Source organism: Micromonospora sp. NPDC048868, assembly GCF_043198195.1.
GTDB lineage: Bacteria > Actinomycetota > Actinomycetes > Mycobacteriales > Micromonosporaceae > Micromonospora > Micromonospora reichwaldensis.
Genome location: NZ_JBICUN010000001.1, coordinates 108,619 through 128,088, shown reverse-complemented (window position 1 = coordinate 128,088; position 19,470 = coordinate 108,619). Strand labels below are relative to the sequence as shown.

The window sequence follows — 19,470 nt, the reverse complement described above, 5'->3', positions numbered from 1 at the left end:
GGCAGCTCTGAATAGAGCACCTGGACCCGCCGTAGGGTTCGCGACGCCGAGCCTCGTCTGCCGCAGAAATCTCACTGGTCTCTCAGGCTAACCATGTTTGTCGCCGCCGCCGACCCCCGCAGGTAGACGGTCGGTTACGCACCGAACATTCGCCGGGTCGGGGGAACGGACCGTCGCTCTCGGTGCCGGTGATGATCACGAAGGGGTGCCGCGACGCGTACGTCCGGGGTCGCCGTCCCGACCCGTGGCGGCGGGCGACGTGCGGGACCGGACGGCGGGGTACACTCCCGGGCATGGCCGGATTCTTCCTGCTTCTTACCGGGCCGTGCTGATGCGCTGACGCGCGACAGCACGGCGGCCCCTCCTGCGCGAGGGGCTTTTTTGTGCCCTCCGCCGGACGCCCCGGCGATCGGCACCCGGCACCGGCGCCGGCCCTCGGGCGGCGCGGCGCCGGCGGCGGACAGACCCGAGCCAGACCGACATGACCGCGCCGAGCGAGGTCAGCACCCAGCCCGGCCGTGGCGTGGCCGGCGGCGACGAGCGAAGCGAGGAGACGCCATGAGTGAGGCAGCACCGGCCGACATTCCCCCGTTCCGGTACACCGCGGCCCTGGCCGAGGAGATCGAACAGCGCTGGCAGGACGCCTGGGCGCGGGAGGGGACATTCCACGCCCCGAACCCGACCGGCCCGCTGGCCGACCCCGGTCACCCGCGCGCCGGGGCGGAGAAGCTGTACGTCCTGGACATGTTCCCGTACCCGTCGGGCGCGGGCCTGCACGTCGGCCACCCCCTGGGCTACATCGGCACCGACTGCTTCGCCCGCTACCAGCGGATGGCGGGACGCAACGTGCTGCACGCCATGGGCTTCGACGCGTTCGGCCTGCCCGCCGAGCAGTACGCGGTGCAGACCGGCACCCACCCGCGGACCACGACCGTGGCCAACATCGAGCGCTACAAGGCGCAGCTGCGCCGGCTGGGCCTGGCCCACGACGAGCGCCGCTCGGTGGCCACCATCGACACCGACTTCTACCGCTGGACGCAGTGGATCTTCCTGCAGGTCTTCAACTCCTGGTACGACACCGGGGCGAAGCGGGCCCGCCCGATCGCCGAGCTGATCGCCGAGTTCGAGGGCGGCAACCGGCCCACGCCCGACGGCCGCCCGTGGGCGGAGCTGTCCGTCGCCGAGCGCCGGGGGATCGTCGACGATCACCGGCTGGCGTACGTCTCGCAGGCGCCGGTCAACTGGTGCCCGGGGCTGGGCACCGTGCTGGCCAACGAGGAGGTCACCGCCGACGGCCGCTCCGAGCGCGGCAACTTCCCGGTCTTCAAGCGCAACCTGAAGCAGTGGATGATGCGGATCACCGCGTACGGCGACCGGCTGCTGGACGACCTGGACACGCTGGACTGGCCCGAGCCGATCAAGCTGATGCAGCGCAACTGGATCGGCCGCTCCACGGGCGCACACATCGACTTCGTGGCCTCGACCGGTGATTCCGGTTCTGCGGGCGAAGCCCGAATCAAGGTCTTCACCACCCGGCCGGACACCGTCTTCGGCGCCACCTACATGGTGCTGGCCCCCGAGCACGAGCTGGTCGACGCGCTGGCGCCGGCGGCCTGGCCCGAGGGGACGAAGGACGCGTGGACCGGCGGGCACGCCAACCCGCGCGCGGCCGTGGAGGCGTACCGCAAGGCGGCGGCGGCCAAGACCGACGTCGAGCGGCAGGCCGACACGAAGGAGAAGACCGGCGTCTTCGTCGGGGCGTACGCCACCAACCCGGTCACCGGCGGGCAGGTCCCGGTCTTCGTCGCCGACTACGTGCTGGCCGGCTACGGCACCGGTGCGATCATGGCGGTGCCCGGCCAGGACGAGCGGGACTGGGCGTTCGCCGAGGTCTTCGAGCTGCCGATCGTGCGTACCGTGCAGCCGGCGGAGGGCTTCGACGGCAAGGCGTACACCGGGGACGGCCCGGCAATCAACAGCGCCGCGCCCGAGCGCGGCCTGGACCTGAACGGCCTGGGGGTGGCCGAGGCGAAGGCCCGGATCATCGAGTGGCTGGAGGCCAACGGCCACGGCACCGGCGCGGTGACCTACCGGCTGCGCGACTGGCTGTTCTCCCGGCAGCGTTACTGGGGCGAGCCGTTCCCCATCGTCTACGACGAGACCGGCGCGGCCATCGCCCTGCCGGAGGAGATGCTGCCGGTCGAGCTGCCCGAGGTGGACGACTTCTCGCCGCGCACGTTCGACCCGGAGGACGCCGGCAGCAACCCGGAGACCCCGCTGTCGCGCCGGCGCGACTGGGTCGAGGTGGAGCTGGACCTGGGCGACGGCCCGAAGCGCTACACCCGCGAGACCAACGTGATGCCGCAGTGGGCCGGCTCGTGCTGGTACGAGCTGCGCTACCTGGACCCGACGAACTCCGAGCGCTTCGTCGACGCGGAGAACGAGGCGTACTGGATGGGGCCGCGCGGCGAGGGCGACTGCGGTGGCACCGACCTGTACGTCGGCGGCGCCGAGCACGCCGTGCTGCACCTGCTGTACGCGCGGTTCTGGCACAAGGTGCTGTACGACCTGGGGCACGTCTCGTCGTTCGAGCCGTTCCGCAAGCTGTTCAACCAGGGCTACATCCAGGCGTACGCGTACACCGACGCGCGCGGCGCCTACGTGCCGGCCGAGGAGGTCACCGAGCGCGACGGGGCCTTCTACCTGGGCGACACCCAGGTCAACCGCGAGTACGGCAAGATGGGCAAGTCCCTGAAGAACGTGGTCACGCCGGACGAGATGTGTGCCGCGTACGGGGCGGACACGTTCCGCGTCTACGAGATGTCGATGGGCCCGCTGGAGGTGTCCCGTCCGTGGGAGACCCGGGCGGTCGTCGGGTCGTACCGGTTCCTGCAGCGGGTCTGGCGGGCGGTCGTCGACGAGCAGACCGGCGCGCTGCGGGTCACCGACGCGCCCGCAGACGAGGCGACCCGGCGGCTGCTGCACAAGACCGTCGACGGGGTCCGCGGCGACATGGAGGCGATCCGGTTCAACACCGCGATCGCCAAGCTGATCGAGCTGACCAACGGGCTGACCCGGCTGGCGGAGACCCCGCGCGAGGTGGCCGAGCCGCTGGTGCTGATGCTGGCGCCGTTCGCCCCGCACGTCGCCGAGGAGCTGTGGCGCCGGCTGGGGCACGACATCTCCCTGACGTACGCGGACTTCCCGACCGCCGACCCGGCGCTGCTGGTGGCCGAGACGGTGACGTACCCGGTGCAGATCAACGGCAAGGTGCGGGGCCGCGTCGAGGTCCCCGCCGACGCGTCCGAGGAGACCGTCCGCGCGGCGGCCCTGGAGGCGGTCGCGTCCTCGCTGGCCGGCAAGGAACCCCGCAAGGTCATCGTCATCAAGGGCCGCATGGTCTCCGTGGTGGCCTGACCCGCGCCGTGCGCCGTGCGCCGTCGATCATGCAGTTGTGGTGGGGGACAAGGTCCCCGGGCCGGGATGAGCCGGGCACCACGACTGCATGATCGACGCGCCGGGTGGGGTGGGTCAGGGGTCGCGGCGGTGGGTCAGGGTGATCGCCGCCAGGGTCGCGGCCGCGGACCAGGCGGCCAGGGTCAGCCAGGAGCCGGTGACGGTGGCCGGGTACGGGTCCTGGGTGACGACGTCGGGATGCACCTCGATCAGGCGTAGCCAGGCGGTCAGCGGCAGGGCGTTGTACGCCTCGGCGATCCACCGGTGCTCGTCGCTGTCCACCGCCATCGGCACCAGCACGAGCACCGCCGTCGCGGCGGCCACCGCACCGGCGGCGTGCCGGGTGAGCGCGCCCAGACCCAGCCCGACCAGCGCGCACACGGGCACCAGCACGGCGCTCGCCACGACCGCGCGCAGCACCCCCGGCTCGCCGATCGACCAGCCGGCGTCCCGGTCGGCGAGGATCGCCTGGGACACCCAGAACGACGTCGCCGCGGTGACCGTGCCGAGGACGAGCATGACCCCGGCCAGCACGGCGGCCTTCGCCGCGACCAGCGCGCGGCGGGCGGGGACGGCGGCGAACGTGGTCCGGATCAGCCCGCTCTGGTGCTCGCCGACGATCGTCAGGGCGCCGATGGTGGCCGAGGCGAGGATCAGCACCAGGTAGCCGACCTCGGGGAAGGCGTCGCGCACCGGCCCGTACAGGTGGAACATCTCCCGGCGCTCCTGCGGGTACGTCGGCCAATTCCGGTGGTCGGCGAGGCTGGCGTTGACGCTGACCCCGACCACGAACAGGAAGACCAGCGGCAGCGTCCAGCGGGTCGAGCGCAGCGACCAGAGTTTGATCCACTCGGCGGCCAGCAGGTCGCGGAACCGGGCCGGCGTCCCGGTCACGATCGGACGGCGGGTCGGCCGGGTCACGGCGGTCATCGGGTCCCCTCCCCGGCGAGATACTCGACGCTGTCGGCGGTGAGTGCCATGAAGGCCTCCTCCAGCGAGGCGGTACGGGCGGTCAGTTCGTGCAGCCCGACGCCGTGGGCGAGCGCGAGGTCGCCGATCCGCGCGGCCGTCAGGCCGGTCACGACGAGCGCCCCGCCGTCGTCCGGGCGGACGTGCGCGCCCTCGGCCGTGAGCACGGCGGCCAGCGTCGCCGGGTCGGGCGTACGGACGGTCACGTCGGCCCGGGTGCTCCCGGCGGCGAACTCGGCGAGGCCCTGCTCGGCGATGAGTCGGCCCCGGCCGATCACCACGAGCCGGTCGACGCAGTTCTGCATCTCGCTCATCAGGTGGCTGGAGACGAAGACCGTGCGCCCCTCGGCCGCCAGCCGCCGGAACAGGTCCCGTACCCAGCGCACCCCCTCCGGGTCGAGGCCGTTGAACGGCTCGTCGAAGAGCAGTACGGGCGGGTCCCCGAGCAGCGCGGCGGCGATCCCGAGCCGCTGCCGCATGCCGAGCGAGAAGCCCCCGATGCGCCGCCGTGCGACGGCGGCCAGGCCCACCTCCCGCAGCACCTCGTCGACCCGGGCGCGCGCGATGCCGTTGCTCCGCGCCAGGGCCGACAGGTGGGCCACGGCGCTGCGCCCGCCGTGCACGTCGCCGGCGTCGAGCAACGCGCCGGCGTGGCGCAGCCCGCGCGGCCGGTCGGCGAAGCGGACCCCGTCCACCGTGACGGTGCCACTGGTGGGCGCGGTGAGCCCGATGATCATCCGCAGCGTGGTGGACTTGCCGGCCCCGTTGGGGCCCAGGAACCCGGTCACGTGGCCGGGGCGCACGGTCAGGGTGAGGTCGTCGACGGCCGTCGTGCGGCCGTACCGTCTCGTCAGGGCGTTGAGTTCGATCACCTGCCTCACGCTGCCGGGCGGCGGCCGGCGGGGCGTCGCCCCGGCGGCCACATCCGGCGGCCGGTGACCCGCCCCGGGGCGTACGCCCGTGGGCCGATGCGCGGGCGGCGACAGGCTGTCTACCGTGTGGGCATGGACGCGACCGCACCGCCGCCGCGCCGCGCCCCGGCGCTGGCGCGGGCGGTGCTGCCCTGGCTCGGCGTCGCGGTGCTGCCGGTCGCCGTGGTCCTGGCCCCGGTGGTGGCGTCGAGCCGGGCAGGCGTGGGGTTCGGCGACTGGTGGTTTCCCGAGCGCTACCTGGTGCCGCTGCTGGCCGTGGCGCCGCCCGCCGCCCTGCTGCGCCGCCGCCCGGTGCTCGCCCTGGCCCTGATGGTCGTCGCGGCGTGCGTGGTCACCGTCGCCGTCAACGTTCCGGAGGACGGCTACCTGACCGACATCTGGTACGCGCAGTTCCTGGCGATCGACCTGGTGGTGGGGCTGATCGCGGCGAGGAGGTCGCGCCGCGTCTCGGTGCCGGTGGCCGTTGTGGTGCTCGTCGTGCAGGTCACCGCGGGCTTCGTGAACCCCAGCAGCGACCCCATCAACCGGGCCACGCTCTCCGTGCTGGCGGTCGTCACCGCGTGGACGGTCGGCAACTCCGTGCGGGCCCGGCGCGGCTACGCGGAGGCCGTCCGGGCGCACACCGCCGCCGAGGCGGTCACCGCCGAGCGGCTGCGCATCGCCCGCGAGCTGCACGACATGGTCGCCCACAGCATCGGGGTGATCGCCATCCAGGCCGGCGTGGGCGCCCGGGTCATCGACACCCAACCGGCCCAGGCGCGCGCCGCGCTGGCCACCATCGAGGCGACCAGCCGCGACACCCTGGCCGGCCTGCGGCGTACGCTCGGCGCGCTGCGCCGCCCGCAGTCGGAGTCGGCGTCGCTGGACCCGACGCCGGGGCTGGACGACCTCGACCGACTGGTCGCGGCCGCCGCCGACGCGGGGGTACGGGTCGACCTGCGGTGCGTCGGCGAGCGGCGGCCGGTCCCGGCCGAGGTCGACCTCGCCGCGTTCCGGATCGTGCAGGAGGCGCTCACCAACGTGGTACGGCACGCGGGCACCGACCGGTGCCGGGTCACCGCCGAGCACGGCCCCGACGAGGTGGCCGTGGAGATCGTCGACGAGGGCCGGGGCGCCCGGGTCGGCGGTGAGGGGCACGGAATCCTCGGCATGCGCGAACGGGTCGCTCTGCTGGAGGGCCGGTTCCACGCCGGGCCCCGCCCCGAGGGCGGCTTCCGGGTGGCGGCGTGGCTACCGGCGCCCCCCGCAGCGCCGGCAGCACACGTGGCGACGGAGTCGGTCGGAGCGCGGGCCGGGACGGCGGACCGGTGAGCGTCCGGGTGCTGCTCGTCGACGACCAGCCACTGGTCCGCGCCGGCCTGCGGGTGCTCATCGCCGACGCCCCCGACATCGACGTCGTCGGCGAGGCGGGTACGGGGACCGAGGCGGTGCGGCTGGCCCGCGAGGTCGTGCCGGACGTGGTGCTGATGGACCTGCGGATGCCCGGCATGGACGGCATCCAGGCCACCCGCGCGATCACCGCGCACGGCGGCGCCACCCGCGTCCTCGTGCTCACCACCTTCGACGACGACGAGCACGTGCACGCCGCGCTGCGCGCCGGCGCGAGCGGGTTCCTGGTCAAGGACATGGCGCTGGACGACATCCTCGGCGCGGTCCGGGTGGTCGCCGCCGGGGACGCGCTGATCGCCCCCGGGGTCACCCGCCGGCTCATCGCCGAGTTCGCCCGCCGGCCGACCCCCACCGCCCCGAGCCGGGCCCTCGACGGCGTCACGGAGCGGGAGCGCGAGGTGCTGACGCTCGTCGGCCGGGGCCTGTCCAACGGCGAGATCGCCGCCGAACTGGTGATCAGCGCGGCCACCGCCAAGGCGCACGTGGCCCGGCTGTTCAGCAAGCTGGGCGCCCGCGACCGGGTGCACCTCGTCATCGCCGCCTACGAGGCCGGGCTGGTCTCCCCGGCGGGATGAGACGAACGCAGGCGCCCCTGTCCCCGCCGCTTCCGTGCCGCGTTGCGTCCGCCCGCGCCCGATCTTGGCAAGAAACGGCCCCTGGAGGGGCACTTTCGTCCCAAGATCTCCCAGACAGCGCGGTGGGCGCAGCGCGGAATCGGTGCCGGGGTCAGCTCGGCCCGAGCCGGCGCTGCCGCTCGGCGCGCCACCAGCGGTGGATCAGCACGACGCTGGCGATCAGGCCGAGGGCGGCCGGCGCGACGCCGAACCAGTTGACGTCGCCCGGGGAGGTGACCGTCGCACCCACCGCCGCGTAGCCGAACGCGGTGGGCGCGGAGGCGATCACGCTGCCGGCGAGGAACGGCAGCACCCGGGCGCCGGTGGTGCCGTAGCCGTAGCTGACCAGCCCGAAGCCGGCGATCGGCAGCAGCCGTACGGTGACCACGCCGAGGACGCTCTGGCGGGCGAACCAGCCGTCCAACCGGGCCAGCCGGCCGCGTACCCGCTCGGCGACGAAGTCCCGCCCGAGCAGGCGGCCGACCGTGAAGCCCAGCGCCGCCGCGAGCAGGGCGGCGCCCAGCGCGTACGCGGCGCCCTCGAGCGCACCGAAGATCGCGCCCGAGGCGAGCGTGATGAAGGTCCGGGGGACCAGCGCGACCAGCAGCAGCGCCCCGCCGAGGACCGCGGCCACGGGGGCGAGGCCGCCCAGCCGGTCGGCCAGCCCGGGCAGTTCCCGCGCCTCGGGCAGGTCGACGACGAGCAGCACCGCCCCGAAGCTGGCGAGCAGGAGCAGCAGCAGGGCGAACCGGACGGCCGACGGCTGCCGCAGCAGCCGCCGGACGGCCAGGATCATGCCCGGGCGGCGGCGGCCACCGCGGTGCGGCGCTCGGCGCGCAGCCGGTCCGACCAGGTGTCGTCGAGCGGCGGGAGCTGGTGCGCGCCGGTGGCCCAGCGCAGCAGCAGGTCCGCCAGGGCGGGATTGCGGGCGAGGGCCGGGCCGTGCGAATACGTGCCGAGCAGCTTGCCCCGCCACGCCCCCTCGGTGGCGCCGTCGTTGCCGACCCCGGCGGTGACCCGGGCCAGCGGGGAGACCCCCGGGCCGAGGTGGGTGCGCCCGCCGTGGTTCTCGAACCCGGTCAGCGCCGGCACGCCCAGCCGTGGGTCGATCTCGCCGGCCAGCTCGCCGACGGCGCGGGTTGGCCCCCGGTCGGAGGAGAGGTCGAGCAGCTCCAGCCCGGCGCAGAGGGTGCCCTTGGCGAAGAAGGAGGTGCCGAGGAGTTGGTAGCCGGCGCAGACCCCGAACACGACCGAGCCCTGGGCGACCGCCCGGTGCAGGCCGCCGTCGGCGAGCAGCCGCTGCGCGCCGAGCGCCTGCGGGCCGTCCTCGCCGCCGCCGATGAGGTAGATGTCGGCGGTGGAGGGGAGGCGCTGGTCGGAACGCACCTCCAGCACCTCGACCGGGAAGCCGCGCTGCCGCGCCCGGCGGGCGAGGATCAGGGCGTTGCCGCGGTCGCCGTAGGTGGAGAGCAGGTCGGGGTAGATCCAGACGATGCGCAGGCTCTCAGTTGACACGGTCCAACTCCGCTCGGATGTCCTGGAACGCGGTGTAGTTCGCGATGACCTCCAGGCGCCCCGGGGGCACCGACCGGACGGCGTCGTCGAACGTCCGCACATGCTGGAAGGGCACGTCGTTGACCTCGAGCCGGACCGCGAGGTCGTACGCGCGGTCCCCGGTGATCAGCACCTGCCGGCCCCGTAGCGGGGCGAAGTCGACGTCGAAGAGCCACGAGGTGTCCAGCCCGTCGGGGTCCCGGGCGTTGATGGAGAGCAGCGTCGGGGCGACGTCGGCCATGTCGAAGGCCTCCAGCCAGCTGGCCGGGTTCTTCGCCAGCAGCAGCCGGATGTTGCGCCCGTCCCGGTCGACCTGGGCGTAGCGGCCCGCGACGGAGGCGACACTGCCGAGCTGGAGCACCGCGTCCACGGGCCGGACGCCGAACTCGGCGGCGACGGCCAGCGCGGTCGCGGCGTTGCCGACGTTGACCTTGCCCGGGAGCTGGAGCTTGACCTTGTGCCAGGCGCCGGTCGGGTCGAGCACGCCGTCGTCCTCCACCGTCCACTGCGGCTCGGGCCGGCGCAGCGGGCAGCCGCTGCACCACCACTGGTCGCCGGAGCGCTGGATGGTCGAGCCGCACTCGGGGCAGACCCAGGAGTCGTCGTGCCAGCGTTGCCCGGCGCTGAACCAGGTGACGTGCGGCGGGGCGATGCGGTGGTCGTGGTTGGGCGGCGGGGTCGCGGCCCAGACCACCATCGGGTCGTCGGCGTTGGCGACGACGCGGACGTCGGTGTGCCGGACCAGCGCGGCGCGCCAGAGCTGCGCCATCATGGCGACCTCCTTGGCCCGGTCGAGCTGGTCGCGGGAGAGGTTGAGCAGCGCCACCACGTGCGGCTCGGTGGCGTCCAGCACCTGGGCGAGGTAGTGCTCGTCCACCTCCAGCACCGCGTAGGGCGTGCTGCCGGCCTTGGCGAGCGCCGAGGTGTGCCCCGTCGGCATGTTGGCGCCGAACGAGTTGGTGGCGACGCGGCCGAGCACCCCGACCGCCGCCGCGGTGAGCCGGGTGGTGGTGGTCTTGCCGTTGGTGCCGGAGATCAGGGCGATGGCGCGCCCGGCCGACAGGTGGGCCAGCAGGTCCGGGTCGATCTTGAGGCCGATCCAGCCGCCGATCACCGAGCCGTCACCGCGCCCCGCGGCCCGCGACAGCGCCGCGGCGGTCCGCGACACCGAGCTTGCCACCTTTGCCCGCAGGGGCATCTTCGCGTCCGTCACCCGAGCGAGGTTACCGGACCGGCGACCCCGCCAGATCGCCGCCGACGGCGAACCGTTCGGCCGGGGTCGTCCGGCGGGGTGGTCGGGACGCGCTCAGCCGGACGGAGTCGATCTATGTCGGAAAGCGGACCGGCCCGGCGGGCCCCGCGGCCCTCCACTCCGCTCCACCCCCGTTGACGTGCGGTTTTGCGCGCCGAAAGGCCGCGCCACGCGGGCGATTCTGGTTGCGGGTGGAGGGAAGTGGAGTAGAGTGGGGCGCAGTGGTGAGGCCGGGAGGGCCCACCGGCCCGGGGGGTCAGCGGCGCCGCGAACGCCGCTCAAGGGCGAGGGGGTTGGGCCGATGTTCCTCGGCACCCACACCCCGCGCCTGGACGACAAAGGCCGGTTGATCCTCCCGGCGAAGTTCCGGGACGAGCTGGCGGGGGGTGTCGTGATAACCAAAGGGCAGGATCGCTGCCTCTACGCCTTCCCGATGCCCGAGTTCCAGCGGATCGCGGAGCAGTTGCGCGCGCAACCGATGACGAACAAGGCGGCCCGAGCCTACAGCCGGGTCTTCTTCGCCAGCGCGCACGACGAGGTGCCCGACAAGCAGGGCCGGGTGACGATCCCGGCCCACCTGCGGGACTACGCCGCCCTCGACCGGGATCTGGTCGTGATCGGCGCGAGCACCCGGGTGGAGATCTGGGACAAGGCTGCCTGGGAGACCTACCTCGCGGAGAGCGAAGACGGCTTCGCCGACATCGAGGAGGGGGTGCTGCCCGGCGGTCTGTAGGGCGTGACGGCGCCCGACGTACTGCGAGATCTCCACCCGCTTTCGAGTTCCTGGCACCCCTTCCCCGGTGCCAGGCGCACGATCCGATCGGAGGGCCGCGGCCTCCGGTGGGCGGGAGCGGATGGGGATCTGGCGGTACGACGGCACGGCGTCGTCCGACGACAGGCGCGTGAAGGACGAAGGTTTCACACCAGTGGGGGTCGACATGGGGGAGCTACGCGGCACGCACGTGCCGGTGCTGCTCGAGCGGTGTCTCGAGTTGCTGGCCCCCGCGCTGGGCCGGGGCGGGCGGACGGTCCACGTCGACGCGACGCTGGGCCTGGCCGGGCACGCCGAGGCGGTACTCGAGGCGCATCCGGAGACGGTGCTGATCGGGCTGGACCGGGACACCGAGGCGCTCGCTCACGCACGCGTCCGGCTGGCCCGCTTCGCCGACCGCGTCCATCTGGAGCACGCCGTCTACGACGAGCTGCCGGAGGTGCTCGGTCGGCTGGGCTACCCGGCGATCGACGGCATCCTGTTCGACCTGGGCGTCTCCTCCCTGCAACTCGACGCACCCGACCGCGGGTTCGCCTACGCGCAGGACGCCCCGCTGGACATGCGGATGGACCAGACCCGGGGGGTGACCGCCGAGGAGGTGGTCAACACGTACGCCCATCCGGACCTGGCCCGCGTGCTGCGGGTCTACGGCGAGGAGAAGTTCGCGGGTCGGATCGCCTCGGCGATCATCCGCGAGCGGGAGCGGGCCCGGATCACCTCGTCGGCGCGGCTGGCCGAACTGGTCAGGGAGTCCATTCCGGCACCCGCCCGACGAACCGGGGGACACCCGGCCAAGAGAACGTTTCAGGCTTTACGGATCGAGGTAAACAAGGAACTGGCAGCGCTGGAGACGGCGCTGCCAGCCGCGCTCGACAAGCTCAACGTGGGCGGCCGCATGGTGGTCCTGTCCTACCACTCGCTGGAGGACCGGCTCACCAAGGCGGCGCTCAGCGACCGGGTCCGCAGTAAGGGCCCGGTCGACCTCCCGGTCGAACTGCCCGGGTCCGGTCCGACGTTCCGGCTGCTCAGCCGGGGCGCCGAACTCCCCGGGGAGGCGGAGGTCGCCGCGAACCCGCGGGCCGCGTCAGTGCGGCTGCGGGCCGCGGAGCGACTCGACCCGGACGCGGCACAGCAGGGCGGCACCGACCGCGAACGGTACCGCCGGCGGGTCAAGGCCATGCACCAACCAGGGGCGGGGTCTCCCGGATCCGGCACGGATCCGACGGACCCCGGGGGACGGGACAGGGACGGACGAAGAGGGGGAGGGACATGACTATTGACAAGCGCGACCGTCGGGACATCGCCGGCGGCGGGCAGCGCGCACCGCGGTCGGGGGGCCGGACCGCGGCGGAGCGGGCCACGCGCATCGGTACCGGCACGCCGCGGGCGGACCGCGCGAACCGGCAGGGGGAGACTCGCGCCCGGGGGGCGCGCGAGTTCCCGACCCAGGGCAGCGCCGCGCTGCGTCCGGCCGAGCGGGACAGCGCCGGCACGGCCCGTCCGCCCCGGCTGCGGGTGGCGCCGCCGCCGCCGGTGAGGGTGCCGCGGGCGCCCTTCGCCGCGCTGGTGCTGGTGCTGGTGGTCGGCGGGGTGCTCGGCATCCTGGCGGTCAACACGAAGATCAACGAGAACGCCTTCCGGCTGGAGAAGCTCCAGGAGCAGCAGGCCAAGCTCGACGTGGAGCAGCAGAAGCTCAACAAGGAGATCGCCGACGCGGCGGCTCCGGGCAACCTGGAGGCCCGGGCCCGCCAGCTCGGTCTGGTGGAGGCGGGCGAGCCGGCGTACATCCGGCTGCCCGACGGCAAGGTCATCGGCGTGCCGCAGCCCGCCGGGGGCAAGCCCTCGATCACCAGCCAGCAGGGCGCGGGAGGCTGACGACCGTGCCGCCGAGATCGGAGGAACCGCGCCGGGACGCCACAGGCTCCCGGCGCGGTTCGTCGCGTAACGCCGGAGGCCGGGGCGGCGAGCCGCGCTCCGGCGAGCCGGGGGTCGGTGGCATCTCCGACGCCAGGGCGTACACCCCGCGCGGGCGCACCGTGCGCGAGCAGCGCGCCGGCGGTCGCGCCGAGCGGGAGGCCGACGCCGGCCCCGCCGAGCAGCGCCGGACGCCACGCAGCACGCGCTCCGGCGACCCGTTCCGCCCCGCCCTCCAGGTCCTCGACGGCGGGCGCGCCGGCACCGGCCGGGCCGGCCGGCGGGAGGCGGCGGGCCGCTCCGGCGTCGTCCGCACCGTCACGCCGCGCACCCCGCGCCACGACGACGAGCCGGCGGCGCCCCGCCGCCGCGCCGCCCCGCGCCCCGCGCGCCGGCCGGACCGTCCGGCCGCCCGGCGGCCGTCGCGCAAGCCGCCGAAGCCGCCCCGGCTGGCCGATCCCCGTCGCCGGCTGCGGCTCGGCACCGTGCTCACCCTGACGCTCTTCGCCGTCATCGGCATCCGGCTGGTGGTCCTCCAGGCCGTGGAGACTCCGGCGTACGCCGGCGGTGGTCTCGCCGACCGGCTGCGCACCGTCACGCTGCCAGCGGCGCGCGGCGCCATCTACGACCGGGACGGCGCCCCGCTGGCGCACAGCGTCGAGGCGCGCTACGTCTACGCCGACCCCACGCAGGTCAAGGACCAGCAGGCCACCGCCAGGGCGCTGTCCCCGCTGCTCGGCATGCCGGCCTCGGAGCTGGCCGAGAAGATGAAGCCCCGCAAGCGGGTCAACGGCGTCGACTCGCAGTTCGAATACCTGGCCCGCGGAGTGGACATCGACAAGGCCCGGCAGATCACGGCGCTGGAGCTGCCCGGCATCTACACCCACCGCGACGAGCGCCGCGAGGTGCCCGGCGGCGACCTCGCGGCCAACCTGCTCGGCTTCACCAGCCAGGACATGGTCGGGCTGGAAGGGCTGGAGGCCCGCTACGACGACGTGCTGCGCGGCAAGGACGGCAAGCGGGTCTACGAGGTCGGTCTCGGCGACCTGGCCGCGCCGATCCCCGGCGGCTACAGCGAGACGACGAAGGCCAAGCCGGGCAGCTCGCTCCAGCTCACCGTCGACCGCGACCTGCAGTTCATGGTGCAGCGGATGCTGAGCCGGCACATGGCGCAGAGCAAGGGCAGCACCGGTGCCGCCGTGGTGATCGAGATCCCCTCCGGCGAGGTGCTGGCCCAGGCCAGCCACCCCACCTACAACGCGGCGAAGCCCGTGCCGAGCGACCCGACCGACCGCGAGGACGCGGCCACCAGCTTCGTGGTCGACCCCGGCTCGGTGCACAAGGCGATCACCTTCGGCGCCGCGCTCCAGGAACGCGTGATCACCCCCGACACCACGCTGCCGATCGCCAACAGCATCAAGATCGGCGACACCTGGTTCTCCGACACGCACCGGGCCGACGGAAAGCGGATGAGCCTGCCCGGCATGATGGCGTACTCGTCAAACGTCGGCACCATCCAGATCGCGGACAAGCTCGGCCCGGAGCGGCTCATCGACTACCAGAAGCGCTTCGGCCTCGGGGAGCCGACACGGGTGGGCATGCCCGGCGAGGCCAGCGGGCGGCTGCTGCCGCTCGACGAGTGGAGCGGGTCGTCGTACGGGTCGGTGCCGATCGGGCACAGCGTGGACGCCACGCCGCTGCAGATGGCCGCCGTCTACGCGACGATCGCCAACAACGGCACGTACGTGCAGCCGCGCCTGGTCAAGGAGGTGATCGGGCCGGACGGGAAGCGTACGCCGACCGATCCTCCGGTCACCCGGTCGGTACTCAGCCCGGAGAACGCCGCCGCGCTGCGGACCATCCTGGAGGCGGTCACCACGGTCGAGGACGGGACCGGCAGGGCCGCGGCGATCCCCGAGTGGCGGGTCGCCGGCAAGACCGGCACCGGCTGGCGGCTGGTCGACGGGCGTAAGCAGCTCGGCGAGGTGGCCTCGTTCATCGGGATGGCCCCGGCCGAGAAGCCGCGCTACGTGATCGCGGTCTTCGCGCACACCCCCTCGGGCGGGGGCGGGGACATCGCGGCCCCCGCGTTCCGGGACATGATGCAGTTCACGCTGCGTCACTACGGGGTGCCGCCGAGTGGGGAGAAGGCCCCGAAGTTCACGGTCTATCCGCGTTGAGCGGCCACGCCGCGACATCATCGGTGAGTGCGGACGAACCACCGGGGCGGCAGTGCGGCCGGAACCGGACGACCGGGTAGGGTCTGACGCCGTGCCCGGCAATCCTCGTCCCCGTACCGTGATCGGTGTCCGGCTCGGCGACCTCGCCGCCCGGCTCGCCGTCGAGCCCCCGGAGGGCGCCGCCGAGCTGGTGGTGACCGGGGTGACCCACGCCAGCCAGGAGGTCCGCCCCGGCGACCTGTACGCGGCCCTGCCGGGCGCCCGCCGGCACGGGGCGGAGTTCGCCGCCGGTGCGGCGGCCGCCGGCGCGGTGGCCGTGCTGACCGACCCGGCGGGCGCCGACGCGGCGGCCGAGGCGGGCCTGCCGGCGCTGGTGGTGTCCGACCCGCGCGCCGCGCTGGGCACCCTCGCCGCGGCCGTCTACGGCGACCCGACCGAGGGACTGACGGTGATCGGGGTGACCGGGACGGCCGGCAAGACCTCGACGGCCTACCTGGTCGAGTCCGGCCTGCGCGCCGCCGGCCACACCACCGGCCTGATCGGCACCGTCGAGACCCGCCTCGGCGACCTGGCGATCGACAGCGTGCGCACCACACCCGAGGCCACCGACCTGCACGCCATGCTGGCCGCCGCCCGCGAGCGCGGCGTCACCGCCGTGGTCATGGAGGTCTCCAGCCACGCCCTGGCGATGGGCCGGGTCGGCGGGGTCCGGTTCACGGTCGGCGGCTACACCAACTTCGGCTCCGACCACCTGGACTTCCACGCCGACACGGCGGACTACTTCGCCGCGAAGGCGCAGCTGTTCGACGGGCGCTGCGCGGTCGAGGTGCTCAACCACGACGACCCGGCGCTGAAGTCGCTGTACCGTCCGGCGACGGTCACCTACTCGGCGGCCGGCGACCCGAGCGCCACCTGGTGGGCCGACGAGGTCGGCGGCGAGGGCTACGCGCAGCGGTTCACCGCGCACGGCCCCGACGGGCTGACCCTGCCGGCCGGCGTGGCGCTGCCGGGCCGGCACAACGTGGCCAACGCCCTGCTGGCGATCGCCGTGCTGGTCGCCGCCGGGGTGGACCCGGAGACCGCCGCCGCCGGGGTCGCCGCGTGCGGCGGGGTCCCCGGCCGGCTGGAGCTGGTGAACGCCCCCGGCCCGGTCCGGGGCGTGGTCGACTACGCGCACAAGGCGGACGCGATCGTCGCCGCGCTGGCGGCGCTGCGGGAGCTCAGCGCGGGCCGGCTGATCTGCGTGATCGGTGCCGGCGGGGACCGGGACCGGGGCAAGCGGCCGGTGATGGGCGCCGCCGCGGCGGAGGGAGCCGACGTGGTGCTGGTGACCGACGACAACCCGCGCACCGAGGATCCGGCGGCGATCCGGGCCGAGGTGCTCGCCGGCGCCCGGCGCGCCGGCACGACGGCCCGCGTCGAGGAGGTGGCCGACCGCCGGACGGCGATCGACGCGGCGGTCCGGCTGGCCGAGCCGGGCGACGTGGTCGCGGTGCTCGGCAAGGGCCACGAGCGCGGGCAGGAGGTCGGTGGCGAGGTGCATCCGTTCGACGACCGCACCGAGCTGGCCGACGCGTTGCGCGCCCGCTTCGCCGACCCGGCGGGTCAGCGGTGATCCCGCTCAGCCTGGCCGAGGTCGCCTCGGCGGTCGACGGGCGGCTGGCCGGCGCCGACCCGCAGGCCCGGGTCACCGGCCCGGTCGAGTTCGACTCGCGCAAGGTGCGCCCGGGTGCGCTCTTCGTCGCCTTCCCGGGCGAGAAGGTGGACGGGCACGACTACGCCGCGGGCGCGGTGGCGGCCGGCGCGGTGGCCGTACTCGGCACCCGGGAGGTGCCCGGCGTGCCGATGGTGCTTGTCGACGACGCGCTGGCCGCGCTGGGCCGGCTGGCCCGTGCGGTGGTCGACCGGCTGCCCGGGCTCACCGTCGTCGGGTTGACCGGCTCGTCGGGCAAGACCACCACCAAGGACCTGATCGCGCAGCTCACCGCGCGGCTCGGCCCGACCGTCGCCCCGCCCGGGTCGTTCAACAACGAGCTGGGGCACCCCTACACGGCGTTGCAGGCCGGGCCCGAGACCCGCTACCTGGTGATGGAGAAGGGCGCCCGGGGGGTGGGGCACGTGCGCTACCTCTGCGACGTGGTGCCGCCCCGGATCTCCGTGGTGCTCAACGTCGGGGTGGCGCACATCGGCGAGTTCGGCTCGGTGGAGACGATCGCGCTGGCCAAGGGCGAACTGGTCGAGGCGCTGCCCGCCGACGGCCTGGCCGTGCTGAACGCCGACGACCCGCTGGTCGACGCGATGGCCTCGCGTACGGTCGCCCGGGTCGTTCGCTACGGCGAGGCGGCGCACGCCGACGTGCGGGCCGAGGACGTGACGCTGGACGACCGGGGGCGGCCCGCGTACACCCTGGTCACCCCGGAGGGGACCGCGCCGGTGCGGCTCGGGCTGACCGGCCGCCACCAGGTGTCCAACTCGCTCGCCGCCGCCGCGGTGGCCCGTGAGCTGGGCATGCCGCTGGCCGAGCTGGCCATCGCGCTGGGCGCCATGGGGCTGGTCTCCACCCGTCGGATGGACGTCTTCGAACGCGCCGACGGGGTGACCGTGATCGACGACTCGTACAACGCCAATCCCGCCTCGATGGCGGTCGCGCTGCGCGCGCTGACCGGCATCGGGCGGGAGCGGCGCACCGTCGCGGTGCTCGGCTACATGGCCGAGCTGGGTCCCTTCGAACGCGACGGGCACGCCGAGGTCGGCCGGCTCGCGGCCGAACTGGGCGTCGACCGGCTGCTCGTGGTGGGCGAGCCGGCCGCGCCGATCCACGAAGGCGCGACATCGGTAGGTGACTGGGGAGGAGAGTCGGTGCTGCTCACCGATCAGGCGGCGGCCGTCGAGGTGCTGCGGAGCGAACTACGGCCGGGCGACGTCGTCCTGGTGAAGGGCTCCCGGTACCGCACCTGGGAGGTGGCCGACGCGCTGCGCGCGGACGCCGCCGGCAACGGATCCGATCCGACGGCGACGGGGGGCGGCGCCGCATGAGGGCGGTCATCGTCGCCATCGGGGTGGCCTTCCTGGTCTCGCTGCTCGCCACCCCGATCGCGATCAAGGTGTTCGCCCGGCTGAAGGCCGGCCAGCCGATCCGGTCGAACCTCGGGCTCGCCAGCAACGAGGGCAAGAAGGGCACGCCGACGATGGGCGGCGTGGTGTTCATCCTGGCCACGGTCATCGCGTACGTGGCCGGGCACCTGGCGCTGACGACCCTGCCGGACGCGCAGATCGCCCAGGTCGAGCCGACGATCACCGCGCTGGTGCTGCTGGGGCTGATGGTCTTCTCCGGCGCCGTCGGCTTCATCGACGACTTCCTCAAGGTGCGCAAGCGGCACAGCGGCGGGCTCAACAAGCGGGGCAAGCTGCTCGGGCAGATCCTGGTCGGCGCGGTCTTCGGCGTGGTGGCGCTCTACTTCCCGAGCACCATGACCGACGCCTCGGGCGCGCAGACCAACACCGAGACCGTGGGCAGCACGACGCTCAGCTTCATCCGGGACATTCCGGCGCTCGACCTCACCAAGATCGGCGCGGTGGTTCTCTTCATCTTCGTGGTGATGGCCGCGACCAACGGCGTCAACCTCACCGACGGCCTCGACGGCCTGGCCACCGGCGCCTCGGTGATGGTCCTCGCCGCGTACGCGCTTATCGCGTTCTGGCAGTACCGGCACTGGTGCGCCGACCCGAACTACACCCAGGACTACTGCTACGCCGTGCGGGACCCGCTGGAGATCGCGCTGATCGCCGGTGCGGCGGCCGGGGCCTGCGTGGGCTTCCTGTGGTGGAACACCTCGCCGGCGCGGATCTTCATGGGCGACACGGGCGCGCTGGGCCTGGGCGGCCTGATCGCCGGCATGGCGATGTCCACCCGGACGATCCTGCTGCTGCCGATCATCGGTGGCCTCTTCGTGATCATCACGATGTCCGTGGTGATCCAGATCATCTCGTTCCGCACCACCGGCAAGCGGGTGTTTCGGATGTCGCCGTTGCAGCACCACTTCGAGCTCGCGGGGTGGAGCGAGGTCAACATCGTGGTCCGGTTCTGGATCATCGCCGGCATCGGCGTGGCCATCGCGCTGGGCCTGTTCTACAGCGAGTTCCTCGCGAACATGACCTGAGCCGGCCGGCGGTTCCCGCCGCGGGGCCCGGGCGCGCGTCGCCCGGGCCCCGCGGCGTGTCCGTCCGCCGCGACGGCGCTCGGCCCCCGGCGCAAGCCCGACACGCCGACCGGGCGGTTGCGCCGGTGGCGACCCGGCGGAACCGCCATGATGGTCGGGTGGGGGAGGGACGAGGCACAGAGGTCACGGCGGAGGGGACGGCCGGGCGGTCGGCGGGAGGCAGGCGTACGCGCGACGCGCCCGCCGCGACGCGGGGACCGGACGATCCCGGTCCCCAG

The 19,470-nt window shown here is 74.1% G+C and carries 14 protein-coding genes and 1 pseudogene; 10 read left to right on the top strand and 5 right to left on the bottom strand.

What is annotated here, in order from left to right; translation table 11 throughout:
- Positions 1–558: 558 nt before the first annotated feature.
- Positions 559–3,417 (top strand): leucine--tRNA ligase, encoded by a 2,859-nt coding sequence (gene leuS, locus ACGFNF_RS00610; RefSeq protein ID WP_393164851.1) that lies wholly within the window; start codon positions 559–561, stop codon positions 3,415–3,417.
- Between the two features lie 114 nt (positions 3,418–3,531).
- Here leuS and ACGFNF_RS00605 read toward each other — a convergent pair whose 3' ends face one another.
- Positions 3,532–4,386: an ABC transporter permease subunit gene (locus ACGFNF_RS00605; protein ID WP_393164849.1), complete on the bottom strand. Its 855-nt coding sequence runs from the start codon at positions 4,384–4,386 to the stop codon at positions 3,532–3,534.
- A complete protein-coding gene (locus tag ACGFNF_RS00600) occupies positions 4,383–5,297 on the bottom strand; it encodes an ABC transporter ATP-binding protein (RefSeq protein WP_393164847.1) in 915 nt (304 codons plus the stop codon). The genes ACGFNF_RS00605 and ACGFNF_RS00600 overlap by 4 nt, the downstream gene beginning before the upstream one ends.
- A gap of 132 nt (positions 5,298–5,429) precedes the next feature.
- Here ACGFNF_RS00600 and ACGFNF_RS00595 point away from each other — a divergent pair, with 132 nt between their 5' ends.
- Together ACGFNF_RS00595 and ACGFNF_RS00590 are read left to right on the top strand one after the other, a co-directional pair.
- Complete coding sequence (locus tag ACGFNF_RS00595; protein ID WP_393164845.1) at positions 5,430–6,668, top strand: sensor histidine kinase; 1,239 nt, start codon at positions 5,430–5,432, stop codon at positions 6,666–6,668.
- Positions 6,665–7,321: a response regulator gene (locus tag ACGFNF_RS00590; protein WP_393164843.1), complete on the top strand. Its 657-nt coding sequence runs from the start codon at positions 6,665–6,667 to the stop codon at positions 7,319–7,321. The genes ACGFNF_RS00595 and ACGFNF_RS00590 overlap by 4 nt, the downstream gene beginning before the upstream one ends.
- 151 nt (positions 7,322–7,472) lie before the next feature.
- Here the strand turns inward: ACGFNF_RS00590 and ACGFNF_RS00585 are convergent, their stop codons facing one another.
- From ACGFNF_RS00585 to ACGFNF_RS00575, 3 genes are read right to left on the bottom strand one after another with little or no spacing between them, the layout of a single operon-like run.
- Complete coding sequence (locus ACGFNF_RS00585) at positions 7,473–8,156, bottom strand: VTT domain-containing protein (RefSeq protein ID WP_357580155.1); 684 nt, start codon at positions 8,154–8,156, stop codon at positions 7,473–7,475.
- A complete protein-coding gene (locus tag ACGFNF_RS00580; RefSeq protein WP_132236287.1) occupies positions 8,153–8,875 on the bottom strand; it encodes a type 1 glutamine amidotransferase in 723 nt (240 codons plus the stop codon). The genes ACGFNF_RS00585 and ACGFNF_RS00580 overlap by 4 nt, the downstream gene beginning before the upstream one ends.
- Positions 8,865–10,112, bottom strand: coding sequence for a MurT ligase domain-containing protein (locus tag ACGFNF_RS00575; RefSeq protein ID WP_393165315.1), 1,248 nt, complete (start codon positions 10,110–10,112; stop codon positions 8,865–8,867). The genes ACGFNF_RS00580 and ACGFNF_RS00575 overlap by 11 nt, the downstream gene beginning before the upstream one ends.
- Before the next feature lie 355 nt (positions 10,113–10,467).
- On the opposite strand from ACGFNF_RS00575, the gene mraZ reads away from it, so the two are divergent.
- The 7 genes and pseudogenes from mraZ to mraY all read left to right on the top strand — a co-directional run bounded on the left by mraZ (position 10,468) and on the right by mraY (position 19,192).
- On the top strand, positions 10,468–10,899 hold the full coding sequence (gene mraZ, locus ACGFNF_RS00570; RefSeq protein ID WP_393164841.1) for a division/cell wall cluster transcriptional repressor MraZ: 432 nt from the start codon (positions 10,468–10,470) through the stop codon (positions 10,897–10,899).
- Positions 10,900–11,104: 205 nt separating this feature from the next.
- Positions 11,105–12,218, top strand: a pseudogene (gene rsmH / locus ACGFNF_RS00565) (16S rRNA (cytosine(1402)-N(4))-methyltransferase RsmH).
- Positions 12,208–12,813 (top strand): septum formation initiator family protein, encoded by a 606-nt coding sequence (locus ACGFNF_RS00560; protein ID WP_393164839.1) that lies wholly within the window; start codon positions 12,208–12,210, stop codon positions 12,811–12,813. The pseudogene rsmH and the gene ACGFNF_RS00560 overlap by 11 nt, the downstream one beginning before the upstream one ends.
- A gap of 5 nt (positions 12,814–12,818) precedes the next feature.
- Positions 12,819–15,032: a peptidoglycan D,D-transpeptidase FtsI family protein gene (locus ACGFNF_RS00555; RefSeq protein ID WP_393164837.1), complete on the top strand. Its 2,214-nt coding sequence runs from the start codon at positions 12,819–12,821 to the stop codon at positions 15,030–15,032.
- A 52-nt stretch (positions 15,033–15,084) separates the two neighbouring features.
- A complete protein-coding gene (locus tag ACGFNF_RS00550; protein ID WP_393164835.1) occupies positions 15,085–16,647 on the top strand; it encodes a UDP-N-acetylmuramoyl-L-alanyl-D-glutamate--2,6-diaminopimelate ligase in 1,563 nt (520 codons plus the stop codon).
- Positions 16,644–18,068 carry a UDP-N-acetylmuramoyl-tripeptide--D-alanyl-D-alanine ligase gene (gene murF / locus ACGFNF_RS00545; RefSeq protein ID WP_357580942.1) on the top strand — a complete coding sequence of 475 codons (1,425 nt, stop codon included), beginning with the start codon at positions 16,644–16,646 and terminating at the stop codon, positions 18,066–18,068. The genes ACGFNF_RS00550 and murF overlap by 4 nt, the downstream gene beginning before the upstream one ends.
- Positions 18,065–19,192 carry a phospho-N-acetylmuramoyl-pentapeptide-transferase gene (gene mraY / locus ACGFNF_RS00540; RefSeq protein WP_393164833.1) on the top strand — a complete coding sequence of 376 codons (1,128 nt, stop codon included), beginning with the start codon at positions 18,065–18,067 and terminating at the stop codon, positions 19,190–19,192. The genes murF and mraY overlap by 4 nt, the downstream gene beginning before the upstream one ends.
- Positions 19,193–19,470 lie beyond the last annotated feature (278 nt).